The 13874-nt window shown below is 36.2% G+C and carries 12 protein-coding genes; 2 read left to right on the top strand and 10 right to left on the bottom strand.

The features are described from left to right. Positions 1-42 precede the first annotated feature (42 nt). The 7 genes from ACKTTZ_RS01095 to ahcY form a co-directional block, all read right to left on the bottom strand. Complete coding sequence (locus ACKTTZ_RS01095) at positions 43-1602, bottom strand: BspA family leucine-rich repeat surface protein (RefSeq protein WP_081906530.1); 1560 nt, start codon at positions 1600-1602, stop codon at positions 43-45. A 30-nt stretch (positions 1603-1632) separates the two neighbouring features. After that, the gene (locus ACKTTZ_RS01090) at positions 1633-3306 is read right to left on the bottom strand and encodes a BspA family leucine-rich repeat surface protein (protein WP_185103760.1); all 1674 of its coding nucleotides are present in this window, start codon (positions 3304-3306) and stop codon (positions 1633-1635) included. 34 nt (positions 3307-3340) lie between these two features. After that, positions 3341-4663: a BspA family leucine-rich repeat surface protein gene (locus tag ACKTTZ_RS01085; RefSeq protein WP_407847022.1), complete on the bottom strand. Its 1323-nt coding sequence runs from the start codon at positions 4661-4663 to the stop codon at positions 3341-3343. A 139-nt stretch (positions 4664-4802) separates the two neighbouring features. Then, on the bottom strand, positions 4803-5195 hold the full coding sequence (gene yiaA, locus ACKTTZ_RS01080) for an inner membrane protein YiaA (protein WP_034699887.1): 393 nt from the start codon (positions 5193-5195) through the stop codon (positions 4803-4805). 366 nt (positions 5196-5561) lie between these two features. Then, a complete protein-coding gene (locus tag ACKTTZ_RS01075) occupies positions 5562-6359 on the bottom strand; it encodes a hypothetical protein (protein ID WP_253317634.1) in 798 nt (265 codons plus the stop codon). A 116-nt stretch (positions 6360-6475) separates the two neighbouring features. Then, positions 6476-7273, bottom strand: a complete 798-nt coding sequence (locus ACKTTZ_RS01070) for a hypothetical protein (RefSeq protein ID WP_407847021.1) — start codon at positions 7271-7273, stop codon at positions 6476-6478. A gap of 103 nt (positions 7274-7376) precedes the next feature. Further along, the gene (gene ahcY, locus ACKTTZ_RS01065; protein WP_034699895.1) at positions 7377-8690 is read right to left on the bottom strand and encodes an adenosylhomocysteinase; all 1314 of its coding nucleotides are present in this window, start codon (positions 8688-8690) and stop codon (positions 7377-7379) included. A gap of 167 nt (positions 8691-8857) precedes the next feature. On the opposite strand from ahcY, the gene ACKTTZ_RS01060 reads away from it, so the two are divergent. Next, positions 8858-9376, top strand: coding sequence for a pyridoxamine 5'-phosphate oxidase family protein (locus ACKTTZ_RS01060; RefSeq protein WP_253317632.1), 519 nt, complete (start codon positions 8858-8860; stop codon positions 9374-9376). Positions 9377-9576: 200 nt separating this feature from the next. On the opposite strand, the gene ACKTTZ_RS01055 is transcribed toward ACKTTZ_RS01060, so the two are convergent. Next, on the bottom strand, positions 9577-10434 hold the full coding sequence (locus tag ACKTTZ_RS01055; RefSeq protein ID WP_081906501.1) for an IS3 family transposase: 858 nt from the start codon (positions 10432-10434) through the stop codon (positions 9577-9579). Positions 10435-10442: 8 nt separating this feature from the next. Next, complete coding sequence (locus tag ACKTTZ_RS01050; RefSeq protein ID WP_034697610.1) at positions 10443-10841, bottom strand: transposase; 399 nt, start codon at positions 10839-10841, stop codon at positions 10443-10445. Between the two features lie 122 nt (positions 10842-10963). On the opposite strand from ACKTTZ_RS01050, the gene ACKTTZ_RS01045 reads away from it, so the two are divergent. Next, positions 10964-11578: a 4'-phosphopantetheinyl transferase family protein gene (locus ACKTTZ_RS01045; RefSeq protein ID WP_034699899.1), complete on the top strand. Its 615-nt coding sequence runs from the start codon at positions 10964-10966 to the stop codon at positions 11576-11578. Here ACKTTZ_RS01045 and ACKTTZ_RS01040 read toward each other — a convergent pair. Next, positions 11559-13823 carry an FUSC family membrane protein gene (locus ACKTTZ_RS01040; RefSeq protein WP_034699901.1) on the bottom strand — a complete coding sequence of 755 codons (2265 nt, stop codon included), beginning with the start codon at positions 13821-13823 and terminating at the stop codon, positions 11559-11561. The two genes, ACKTTZ_RS01045 and ACKTTZ_RS01040, sit on opposite strands and share 20 nt — an antisense overlap. Positions 13824-13874 lie beyond the last annotated feature (51 nt).

Below are 13874 nucleotides of genomic sequence, written 5' to 3'. Positions count from 1 at the left end.
TCAAAAATAAAAGCCTCACTTTTCTGCGAGGCTTTTTTGTTTTTATTTCTTGATGAATTTTGAAGAGATTGTTTTTTCTTTCAACATCAGCTGCAAAATGTAATTTCCTTTAGGTAAAGAACTTACATTGATGATTTCATTATTGGGATTTCCTTCTTTTACCAATCTTCCGCTGGCATCATAAATTTTATAACTCTTTATATCGCTTAATCCTTCAACATGAATGTCATCCACTGTAGGGTTAGGATATAACGAAAGCTTTTTGTTCAGTCTTACATCCGATGAAGAGAGTAAGCAACTTCCCACCACATCACCTACTATTGACCAGCCTTTATTGATGAGAATATCCCTTTTGTCTGATACGTTAGAAGCATATTTTAATCCTTGTACGGAACCTAATGAAACATTGTTGGCTATATTGGGATTGTCTGCCCATCCCAGAAGGGTTTTGCTGTAATTTTCACAATTAAGACCAGACATTGTTAAAGAAGCATTCCCATTGGTAAGAGAAACTAAGTTCCAGTTTCCTAATGACTGATTGAAACCTGAAGCAAAATTAAGGATCTGGTCTATTCTGGTCACTTTTGTCATATCCCAATTGTCTAAAGGCTGATTAAAGGTTGTACAGCCATGAAATACATGCGCCATATTGGTCACTTTGGAAGTATTCCAGTTCAATGGCTGATTGAAAACAGGAATCATATGAAACATAAAATGCATGTCTTCTAAGCTTGAAGTATCCCAGTTATCCAGACGCTGATTGAAGCTTAAACATTGTCCAAACATCCAGCTCATATCTGTCACCTTTGAGACATCCCAGCTATTGAGAGTCTGGTTAAAAACTGTTCTGTTTCCCAACATATAGCTGAGGTTGGTGGCTGAAGACATATTCCAGCTGTCCAGATAAGGTGAGTTGAACTGTTCTATTACGGCAGTAGAAGGATTCACATCAAATAAAAGAGAAAGCATAAAACTAAAATTCTTAATTTTCGAAGTATCCCAGTTTTGCATAGAGCTGGCACCCATAAAACTGGTAGTGCCATAAAACATGAAAGAAGCATCCTCCACATTATTAAGATTGGGAGTATCTGTTGCTGTAAGCTGCATAAGCCTGCACAGACTGAAGGCACTCTCCATGGTAGTCCATGAAATATTGCCCCATTGTTCTATTTCCAGTATTTTATCTGAACTTCCATTGATCTGCCAGATAGGAAAAACTTGCTCAGGACCAGGATATAATTGAGGCGTTCCAAATTTTATTTGCCTGAAAATTCCGTTACCATTCGTAACTTTTACCCTGTATTTTGCATCATTTTTTTCTGCGATTGACGTTCCGAAGTCGATAAGAACCTGTTTGGTGGAAGTTACATCTAGAAGGGAACCATTGTGCTGAGGATAACCTACTTCCTCCCAATAAATATCATAATTATCACCAATTCCGGGAAACCATATTTGCTGTGTAGTGGCCTGATAGGGAGCGTCTACATTTACTGCTGGTAATACAGTAGATGCGGGTTTCCAGATGGTAATAAATTCATCCTGAGCTTTCGCAATGAAAGCCAGCATGAGAAAAATAAGTGTAGGAATTTTTTTTAAAATCATGTTTATTATTTATAGGTATTAGTTGTATAGTTATTTTTTGATGAATTTCAGGTTTTGGATATCTTCTTTTGAATACAGTTGCAAAATGTAATTCCCGGAAGTTAAAGTCTGGATGTTGATCTGTGCATCTGTCAAATTCCCGCTTAAAACAATTCTGCCGCTCATATCAATAATTTTAAAGTCTTTAGCAGTAGAATTTTTCACATAAATAATATGACTGGCAGGGTTGGGGTAAATGCTGAGCTCACCTTTAACTTTTACATCCGAAGTTCCAAGGAAGGATTGACATTCTCCGTTGTAGGTATCTCCACTGATTGTCCAGCCTTTGGTATTGATGAGGTAGTTTCTTGCCGTTACTGCTGCATTGTGAGAATACGTAAGAGGTGAAACAGAGGATATATTAATATTATTGGGAGTAGAAGGGTTCAGGCTCCAGCCATACAGTGTGCTGTCATAATTCTGGCAGTTTAATGCCGAATTTTTGAATATATTGGATGCATATAATAATGAACTGAGATTCCATTTTCCAAGATTTTGGTTGAAAATAAGGGCATCATTGAACATATCGTTCATACTTTTTACTGAACTTACATTCCATTTTCCTATATCCTGATTGAAGCTTTTTGCCCCCCTGAACATTTCAGCCATCCATTCTACTTTTCTGGTGTCCCAATTGGAAATATTACTGTTGAAGTTTTCTGCATTATAAAACATACCATGCATGAATTTGACATTTTGGGTATCCCAGCTGCTGATGTCCTGATTAAAAACTTTTGCACCCAAAAACATATTATTCATTTCGATGATTTGTGTTGTATTCCAGTTTCCGAGTGGTTGATTGAAATTGATAGCATGCGAAAACATAAATTCTGCATCAAGATTACTGGACATATCCCAATTCCCAATAGGTTGGTTAAACAGGGTTGCTCCACTAAACATAGCGGCAGTAGCAGTAACTTTAGAAGTATCCCAATTGGCCAGTGGCTGGTTGAAAATTTTAGCCGCAGAGAATGTTATCCCCATCATGGTAACATTGGATGTGTTCCAGTCTCCAACCGGCTGATTGAATACAAAACATCCTGAAAATGTTCCCAGCAGCGTCGTTACATTGGAAATATTCCAGGTATTGATACTGGAATTTCCCACTAAACCATAACAACCTAAAAACATGTAAGACATATCAGTTACTTCTTTCAGATCAGGAATATCTGTTGCCGTAAAATCTAAAATTTTGCAAGCCTGAAATGCCTGTTCCATAGAAGACCACTGAATATTTCCCCATTGTTCTATCAACTGGATTTTATGTACATCACCTACAATTCCGTTATCATTGAACATGTCCCAGTCGGCAAACCTTATCTGGTGAAAAATTCCGTTTCCATTGCTTACTTTCAACCGGTAGGTAGCATCTGCCGGATTGGGATTTTGTGGCACTCCGAAGTCGATCAGAAGCTGAGAGGTAGAAGTTACATTCGTTAAAGTGGCATTATGTGTAGGGTAGCCAATTTCCTCCCAATAGATCTGGTAATTCGTTCCTATTCCTGGAAACCAGATCTGATTATTGTTTGAGTTAACAGGAATTCCTGCATAAGGATAGTTAGGTGGGGTAAGACTGGGTTTCCATACTGTGATAAATTCATTTTGTGCCTTTGCCAGAAAGATCAGCAAAAGAAAAATGAGTATTGGAATTTTTTTTAAAATCATGTTCATAGTTTATGGTTATTAGTTTTGTTGAGGGTTATTTTTTTATGAATGGAAATGAAATTGTTGAACCCTTTGTCATAATCTGTAAGATATAATTCCCCGGAGTTAAAACGTGAACGGGAATCTTATCGTTTTTCAGGTTCTCTTTGACAGTAGTTCTTCCACTCATATCGGTGATGATAAAACTTACCGGATGTGGAATGTTTTTCAAATGAATGATATCTGTTGCCGGATTGGGATAGATGGTAGCTTTAGTACTCATCTCCGTTTCAGAAGCTGAAAGGGTCTGGTTACAGAGTCCGTTGTAAACGTCGCCCGATATAGTCCAGCCCTTATTATTCATTAAATAATTTCTGGCAGCTACTGCATCAGCATGAGAATAAATTAATGGAGAAGCACTTGATAAATCAATATTATTAGGTGTTGAAGAACTCTGGCTCCATCCAAAAAGGGTTTTGTCATAATTCAGGCAGCTCATAGCAGAATTGAGAAACATATCGCTAGCTGTTGTTAATGAACTTAGATTCCACCTTCCGATATTTTGGTTAAAAGCAGTTCCACGGAACATTTCGTTCATATTGGTGACACTCCCTGTATTCCAGTTCTGAAGATCCTGGTTGAAATTTTCTGAATCATGAAACATGTGTTCCATGGTGGTCACCTTTGCTGTGTTCCATTTACTCAAAGATTGGTTGAATCCTGTATAGTCAAACATATATGACATATCTGTAACATTCGAAGTATCCCAGTCTCCCAAAGGCTGGTTAAAGAGATTATCGTCACCAAACATATAATACATATCGGTGATGGTGGAGGTGTTCCATGTATTAAAAGAAGGATTGCCGATAAGTGAAATACATAAATAAAACATCTGGCGCATGCTTGTAACGAGGCTGAGGTCTGGAACATCAGTGGCTGTTACGTCCATATTATCACAGTACACAAAAGCATTGTCGAAGCTTTTCCATTTTATATTTCCCCATTGGGTAATCTGAGTAATTTTTGAACGGTCTGAAGCATTATAAGCTGGAACTAATGTATTGTCAAAGAATCTTACCTGATCAAAACTTCCGTTACCGTCACTGATTTTAATTCTGTAGCTGGCCTGAGATGGAGTAGGATTGAAAGGTATTCCTACGTTGATCGTAAATTCAGTAGTAGAAGTTACATTATTAATCGTCCCGTTATGCTGAGGATATCCTACTTCCTCCCAGTAGACTTTGAAATTGGTTCCTCTCCCGGGAAATTTAATGAGTTGGGAACTTTGGGTTTTCCAAATGGTGATAAATTCGTTTTGTGCTTTTGAAAGCTGAAATAATAGAATAGATAGAGTAGAAAATAAGAGTTTTTTGTACATGTCATTAGTTTGTGAAATAAGCACTACTAAAATAGCAAAAAACTTAATATATTTTTAACTTAAATATGAATTTTGTAGTAATTTATAAATTTTAATGAAATTATTTAAATAAAAAACTCTCCGTTTTGGAGAGTTTACTTTATTCCTGAAGCATATTATCACGGGTGTTTTTCTGAACTGCGATGGCTCCGAAGAGTGCCAGTAGAAAGGCAAAGGCATAAAAACCTTTTTCGCTGGGAAGGATGGTGGCGTTCCAAAGTCCGATGGCCAGTAATACAATGGATGATAATGTGGCAAACCAGCAGATTCCATAATAAATATCTGTTACCTGAATGTTTTCTAATCTGTCACGTACTGCTTTCTGTAAAGAAACTACAGCAAATAAACCATAAAGAAGGATGGTGAAATAATATCCCTTCTCATTCAGCAGCATTTCTGCTCTTGCAAGCCCCACAATAAAGCCAATCATTCCCGCTCCCAATGCTACCCACGACGCAGCGACGAATGCATTCGATACTCTTTGTTTTTTCATAGTTTAATGTTTTATTTAAGAGGGCTAAGATATTCATTTTTTATAAATAGAGCTCTGGCAAAGGGAAAATATGGGAAAAATACTGAATTGCTATGTGGAGTAAGTTTATGTTTCGGCTAAAGCCGATGAATGTATTTTTATTTAATGTAAAACGGGCTCAAGCCCGTTCCTATTGAATAATACAGCCCTATTCATAATTCATCATTTATAATTTATAATTTCCTCCCTAGCCCCGATAGCAGCGGTTACCCCGGAACATAGGCAGAAGAGTAGAGGGCTGATGCGTAGGCGAGCCCGGCGTGAGGAGTATGAGCGGATAGCGGGAATCAGCTCATAAAAAAACTCCCCAAAATGGAGAGCTTTGTTTTATTGAGTGATGTATTCGTAAGTATATTTTGCATAATCATTATTATCCAGTTTCACCATGACCTGAGTTGGCAACTGATTACTATTATATTCTATCTGATAGGTAAAATTCATAATTTGGCTCCAGTTTCCAGTGCCGTCTTTGCCACTTATTTTTATTGTGGTATAATTATTTTGACTTAAAAAATCTGCTCCTCCCATAATCATTCTAAAATATTTGCCCATCAAAGAATAGGGATTTACTTTGTTATCATATGAATATTCTTTTTTATCAGTATGTGGACCGCCAATACCATCAGCGACCGATATTTCTTCGGAAACATTATCACCGCTATAAGTATATGACATGGTAGACGGGATGGAACAGTTGGAAGACTCACAAGTGGAACTGGCAGTAACTTTACCATTGGTATACGTCATTGTTGTGTTATACTGTGTATCCGGGGCTACTTTCTTGATCATCGCAAGCTGATCCCCATTATATGTAAAGGTTTCATAATAAGCTACGGTACCATCTGCTTTCTGGTAAGTAATTTTTGAAGGTTTTCCGGCACCATCATATTCCAGAACGGAGGTTGTAGTTTCTGATGTAATTTTAAATAACTGTTTCTGACTGTTATAATCTAATTTTGTAATGCTGGTATGCGGCCCGGAGGGGCTTGTATAATAAACTGTAGTGACTTTACTTAATAATATTTGAGGATCCGAAGGGTTGGGTTCATTATTTTCGTCATTATTGCTACTGCAGTTGAGAAATAAAAATGAACTCATCAATCCAATAAATAATTGGTTTTTCATGTATTAAAAGTTTTCATTAAATAAGAACTAAATATATCGATTATTGGTATAATAGCCATGAAGGGGACAAAAAATATTTAGTTCATAGAAAACTCCCCAAATTGGAGAGCTTTGTATTATTGAGTGATATATTCGTAAGTATATTGAGCGGAAAGGTTTCCGTTGGCTTCTTTTGAAATTACCTGAGTAGGGAAACCGGCGCTGTTGTATTGAATGGTGGAAGTTCGGGTTTGGTTTTGTGTCCATACGCCATTACTTTTAAAGCTGATTTTTTCCGTCAGATAATTGTTCTGGCTTACAGCATAGGCTCTTCCCATCATAATTTTTAAGTATTTGTTGATATTGATGTATGGGTTCTGTTTATCATCATAAGAGTAAACAATTTTTGTGCTGTAGCTGGATCCTCCACCTTCTGAAATTTCTGTTGAAATATTGTTTCCATCATAAGTAAAAGTATCTACGATGGGATTGGAACAGGCTGGTGACTGGCAAAGGGATGAAGAAATCATCTGTCCGTTGGTATTATATTTATAGGTAATCGTTCTGTTGTAATCCGGATTTGTAGTATAGATGGCCTTAACCGTGGTAAGCAGATCTCCATTGTAAGTATAAGCTGAATAATAGTCTACCGTACCATCTGGTTTATAATAGGTAGTTTTAGTTGGTTTTCCGTTACTGTATTCGAACCTGGAAGTTCCTAAAGCTGTCGATGTTTTGATAAGCTCACCCTGATTATTGTATTCCAGAGTTTCTATGCTTGTCTGTGGCTGAGCCGGATTGTCATAATAAACTATAGTGACTTTGCTCAATAACACCTTAGAAGAGGTATTGTTTCCCTCATTATCATCATTACTGCTGCAGCTGTTAAAGATTACAACAGAACTCATGAGTCCCAGAAATAAGAATTTTTTCATGTTATTTTTTTAGGTGACAAAAATAACGAATGCTTTATTTCTCCGCATAAAAAAATCCCACTATCTTAGAAATAGTGGGATCATATCATGTTTTGTTGAGATCTTAGTATCTGTAGTACTCAGGCTTGAATGGCCCTTTTACGTCTACTCCGATGTACTCAGCCTGCTCAGGAGAAAGAGTTTCAAGCTCTACGCTTAATTTCTTAAGGTGTAAAGCAGCTACTTTTTCATCTAAGTGCTTAGGAAGCATGTATACTTCGTTTCCATAAGCTGCAGAGTTGTTCCATAATTCGATCTGAGCCAACGTCTGGTTAGAGAAAGAGTTAGACATTACGAAACTTGGGTGACCTGTAGCACATCCTAAGTTTACCAATCTACCTTCTGCAAGGATGATTACTTCTTTTCCTTCAATTGTATAGATATCTACCTGAGGCTTCACTTCAGATTTAGTCTGACCGTAGTTTTTGTTTAACCAAGCCATATCGATTTCATTATCGAAGTGACCAATGTTACAAACGATCGCCTTATCTTTCATTTTAAGGAAGTGTTCTCCTCTTACGATGTTGAAGTTACCTGTTGTAGTAATGATGATATCAGCATTGTCTACTACAGTGTCTAATCTTTTTACTTCATAACCGTCCATAGCAGCCTGAAGCGCACAGATTGGATCAATTTCTGTAACAGTAACGATAGAACCAGCTCCTCTGAATGAAGCAGCAGTACCTTTACCTACGTCTCCGTATCCGCAAACTACCACTCTTTTTCCAGCTAGCATTACGTCTGTAGCTCTTCTTACTGCATCTACAGCAGATTCTTTACATCCGTATTTGTTGTCGAATTTAGATTTAGTAACAGAATCATTTACGTTGATTGCAGGCATTACTAAAGTTCCGTTCTTCATTCTTTCATAAAGTCTGTGAACCCCTGTAGTGGTTTCTTCAGAAAGACCTTTGATATCTTTTGTGAACTCAGGATATTTATCAAAAACCATGTTTGTTAAATCTCCACCATCATCCAAAATCATGTTTAATGGTTTTCTGTCTTCACCAAAGAATAAAGTCTGCTCAATACACCAGTCAAATTCTTCTTCATTTAAACCTTTCCAAGCATACACCGGAATTCCAGCAGCAGCAATAGCAGCAGCAGCGTGGTCCTGTGTAGAGAAAATATTACAAGATGACCATGTAACTTCAGCTCCTAAAGCTACCAGAGTCTCGATAAGCACAGCCGTTTGGATTGTCATGTGAAGACATCCGGCGATTCTTGCTCCTTTCAGTGGCTGAGATGGTCCGTATTCTTCACGGATAGCCATCAAACCAGGCATTTCTGCTTCTGCAAGGGTAATTTCTTTTCTACCCCATTCTGCAAGGGAGATGTCCTTAACTTTATAAGGAACGTATTGTGTTGTAGTACTCATATGTAATGAATAGTTTTTAAATTCAATTGATAACGAAAGGCAAAATTACGATTTATAATTAAGATATAAAAACGGCAAACCAAGTTCAGTTTTATGAGATTAAACATGAGTTAATATTATTTAGTCTTAATATAAATAGTTAATTTTAGCTGATAAATAAATATATTATGAATCAAACTCATACAGAAAAGAAAGCCAAGCCAGTTACTCCTAAAGTAAAAGAATTAATCAATGCTTCTAAGAGCATCATTCTGGCTACTGTGGATGCAGAAGGAAATCCTAACTCAAGTTATGCTCCTTTTGTACAGGTAGATCAGACTTTTTATATTCTGGTATCTTTCATGGCAAAACATACTAAAAACCTTGCAGACGGAAGAAAAACATCCATTATGTTTATTGAAGATGAATCAGCAACCAAACAGATCTATGCCCGTGAACGTTTAACAATTGAAGCAGCTACTTCTCAGATTGAAAGAGATTCTGAAGTATGGAATACTGTAGTTGCAAAACTTAAAGAAGCTCATGGAAAAGTGGTAGATGTAATTTCCGAAATGGGAGATTTTATTTTAATTGCATTGCAACCTGTAAAAGGATCTTATGTTAACGGATTTGGAAGCGCTTATTTTGTAGATTCCAATCTGGAAATTGTAGAGCATAGAAATGATGTGAATCATCAGTCTAAATAATTAAGCCGGATGCTGGATGCTTGTAAAGATTAAGGAAACAAAAAATCCGTTTTTCATGAACATTTTTTTATTTAATCTTTAATTTATTTTTATAACGAATAGTAACTTCCGCCTTCCAGCATCCATCTTCCTTTCCTCATTCCTTTTTTTCCATCAATGAATTCTTCTCACTTTATTGATCTGTTGTTTTTTGTACATCCCTAACTAGAGTTGACCGTATTGTTATTTAATATCTCATTGTTAAATATATTCAAAATAGGTTTATTAATGTTCATATTTTGTCTCCAATATTCTTCAAATTTTTCTGGAGACATTTTACCAATTGCATTATGCGGTCGTTTAGTGTTATAATGGTTGACCGCTTTTTTAATAAACCTTTTAAGCTGCTCAAAGTTCTTTGGATTCCAATATTGGATATAATCATTCTTTATGGTTCTATTGATGCGTTCTGCATAAGCGTTCTCCTGAGCAGAAGCCCCCATACTTATTGTACTGTTATGGGCTTTTAATAAATCAATATAATCCCTTGAAGTGTATTGACTTCCTCTATCTGAATGATGAACCTTTGGAGGCTGGTTATTTTTCAATGCCATTTTTAAAGCTTTCAAATTGGCTGAAGCACGCATATGATCTGATACACTAAAGCCTACAATTTTCTTGGTATAAACGTCTATAATAAATACGGCATAGTAGAACTTGTCTTCAATTGGAATATAAGTGAGATCCGATTGCCAGAGAGCAGAAGGAGATGATATTTTCATTCCTTTTATTACATTAGGAAAATAAATCTTTGAGGCAATTGTAGTTCTTTTATAATTTTTCTTGATGTTTAAACGATAACCCAACTGCATGAAAATCTCTATAAAATTATCTCTACCAATAAAGTTAGGTTTTAATGTATAGTACATTTTTTCAACTCCACAACCCGGATGTTCCCTTCTTAGTTCATCGGCATCCATGATCAATGCTGCCAGTTTTACATCAAATTCCTGTTGTCTTTTTACCTGTTGATGTACAGCCTGTTTACTCACGCCAATGGACCGATAAAACATATTCATGGAATAGTTTACTTTTTCTTTGTTTGATCTAAACCATTGGATTGTGGAGTGGCGAAGTTTTTTTTGATGTCAATATGTAATTCGGTTTTAGCTAAATCTATCATCTTCTCCAAATAATCTATTTTGATCTGCTTTTGCCCCACACTGCGTTCTAACTCACGGATACGATCCTCTAAGTCTTTAACTTTTTGTGTACTGCTTATTTTCATTTCAATAACTCTTTGTCCTGGTTCGTTAAAGGTAGAAAATTTATAAATCCAATTATAAATGCTGCTATTACTAATTCCATAAAGTTTTTCCAGCTGAAGAGTACTGTAGGTGCCTTTTTCAAAGAGAGAAACTATTTCACGTTTAAATTCTTCAGAATAAATCCTATTCTTTTTAATAAGTCTGATGTTTACTTTCATAATAAATTGATCTTTTTTTAGTCAACTTATTTCAGGGACGTACATTTATAACAAATAGTAACTTCCATTCTCCAGCTCCCATCTTCAAGCTTTTTTTAGTATTTTTGTCCAATAAAAAAAGAATGCCCCTCTACAGAGATTTTTCAGATGATAATGCCACAATCCTGGTTTGGAAGTACGATGAAAGTGAAGAACTTGATATCAACCAACTTCTGGAACCGGAAAATGCTGAGAAGGTAAAAGATTATCATCCTAAAAAATTACTGGAAGTCCTGATGGTTCGCAAGCTCCTGAAAGGATTGAAACCTAATTCTAAAATTTTATACAAAGAAAGAGAACCTTTTCTTTCTCCCAATGATGCGGAAATTTCTATTACGCATTCTTTTCCCTTTGCAGCGATTGCTATATCTAAAAATAAAATAGGAATCGATGTAGAAAAATTCAATCCAAAGATTTTAAGGGTGATTGATAAATTCACCTATGAAAATGAGCGTGGATTTATTCCTGAGGATAAAGCTGATACTTTCTATACTATTATATGGAGTGTAAAGGAAAGTATGTACAAAATCCATCACTCTAAATACTGGTCTTTGAAAAAGAATTATGAAGTAAAACCTTTCGAGTTAAAACATCTTCATAAAATAAGCTGTCGTGTATATGATGATGAGTTTTCAGATGAATTCAAAGCGAGGGTAGAATTTTTTGACGACTACTGCTTTACGATTGTGGAGGAGTAGGCTCTGTTTCGTTTTTATATTTTTCGATCACTTTTCTCTGTTCCTTTGCTACATCATAGATCAGCTCCAGAATATCGTGGATATTTTTAAGCTCTGTTAAATGTGATATTTTATCAGGATCTCTTCGGTCTACAATTTCGTTTTCCTCAATCTCAGTCTTTCTTTTCAGAAGCATATCTTCAATGGAAGAATCTTCCGGTTCAAGACGGCTTTCCATTTTCAGTGTTTCGTTGACATCATTTCCGTTGAGAAGGGTAGAGGTCTGCTGCATTTCTGCTTCAATCTTTCTGCTCCAGCTTTCAGCATCTATTTCAGGATATTGCTCATTACTTTTTGAGTATTGAGACAGTGAAGCGGTATACGCCGTAATCAGATGTGATGTAGCCACAAATTGGTGCACAACTTCCAGCTTCTTCTGCTGGTTTTTAGGATCGGAAATCATTCTCTGGAAATTATCGGAAAGATTAGCCAGTGAAATAATGGCATTTTTTCGCTTCACCTTGTAATCTTCAAGATCGAACTTTCCCTCTAAGAATTTAGAAATCACACTCTGAAAATAAATAAGGTTGTCTGCGGCAGACTTTTTCATCAGATCCAGATTTTGGGTATGTTCCCAAACAGGCAATACAATATAAGATACAACAAAAGCTATGATTCCGGCAATAGCAGTATCAAAGATTCTGTCTTTAAATATAATATTGACTTTCCCGGGATTTAAAAAATTAAAGCTGAGAAAAACATAGATCGTCATAAATAATACTGCCCAGAAATACCGTCCTTTCAAAAAGCTGAAACACATGATCATACTAATGAGCAGAATAGCAAATAAAATCCCATTAATATGTACAAAATACAGAATGCCATACGCAATACTTGCTCCTGCAATTGTCCCATAGAGACGGAGAAGGTTTCTCTGTTTAGTGATGGAATAAGCAGGTTTTAAGATCGCTGTAATGGTAATTAATATCCAATACGTGTGTCCCAGTCCCAGAAAATCGAACATAGAAAAAACATATCCTAGCAATAATGCTGTTGTAATTCTAATGGCATGGCGGAAATGGGATGATGATAATGATATATTATTTCTTAGAACCTTAGCATTAAGTTTAGGTTCATTAGGCATAAATTTTTTAAGGTCTAACCCGGTGGATAAACTTTTCGCCAGCTTTATATCCTGCGAAAATACTTTATAGATCTCGTTAATTTCTTTTGTGATTTCATAGATACGCATCAGGATCTGGCGCAGGATCATGAAATTTTCCAGGTTGTCCGGTGAAAGCTGTTTATTTCTGAGTTCGAAGTAATTGTAATTTAAGTTTTTTAATTCCTGTTCCAGGTTAAACATTGGCTTTGCTCTGGTACCACTTTGAAGGGCAATTCCAATATTGGTAATCTCTTCTGCCAAAAGGTTAAGATAATCATGGATATTAACCAGAATCATGCTGTCTTCAAAGCTCTGTTGTAACTTTTGATAGTCACTTTCAGAAGTCATCAGTTTTTCATGAAGATCCATTGAGTTCAGGAACATCAGCATCAATAGACGGCTGGTTGTCGTAGATTCATTGACGATGGTTCTGGTTTTAAAAACCGTTTCTCTGGTATCCTCCTGAAGGTTTTTTATTTCAATCTGCTTGGCAATAACCTGAGTGGTCAGCTTATTAAAATCCGGGTTTTTCTGATAATAATTGGCTTTGATCTTTAAAAACTCAGCCAGCTGAAGATAATTTTCTCCAATCATCTGGCTTGCCAGTTTATAAGGACGAATGGTGGTTACAATAAGGAATATAAGTAAAAACCATATACAGCCGGAAGCGAAAATCAATAAACTTTTAAAGATATTACTTCCTGTAAGGTGGCCGTCAATAAAAATGGCAAGTACCACAAGGGATAATGAACCTACTGCGGCTAATCTCTGACCATAAACACCGATCAGGGAGAAAAACATCCCAAATACTATTACCTCAAGAAGAACCAATACTTTGATATTCATTACAAGGCTTGCAATGAGTGCTACAAAAACAAAACAGCAGATGGCAAAAGTAAGGGCATTTCTTCTTCGGATAAAAGGTCCAGGCTGATCTGTAAGGGCTACAAAGCTGGTTCCCAGTGGAAAAAGGAAATATTCTTTCAAAATCCCGAAGTGGGCGAGGACTAAACAAGGCAGAACAGTAGCTAATGTAATTCTGATGGCAGAATATACATACTGACTGGTTACAAATTTTTTTAGTTCCGCCGAATAGTTCATATTACAAAAATAGCTATTGAATTTAAGAAAATCGCCATAAAAAAGAGACTT

This window comes from Chryseobacterium sp. KCF3-3 (assembly GCF_045865955.1).
In the GTDB taxonomy this organism is placed as follows: domain Bacteria; phylum Bacteroidota; class Bacteroidia; order Flavobacteriales; family Weeksellaceae; genus Chryseobacterium.
The sequence above is the reverse complement of the archived record's forward strand: the minus strand, read 5'-3'. Positions and strand labels throughout refer to the sequence as shown.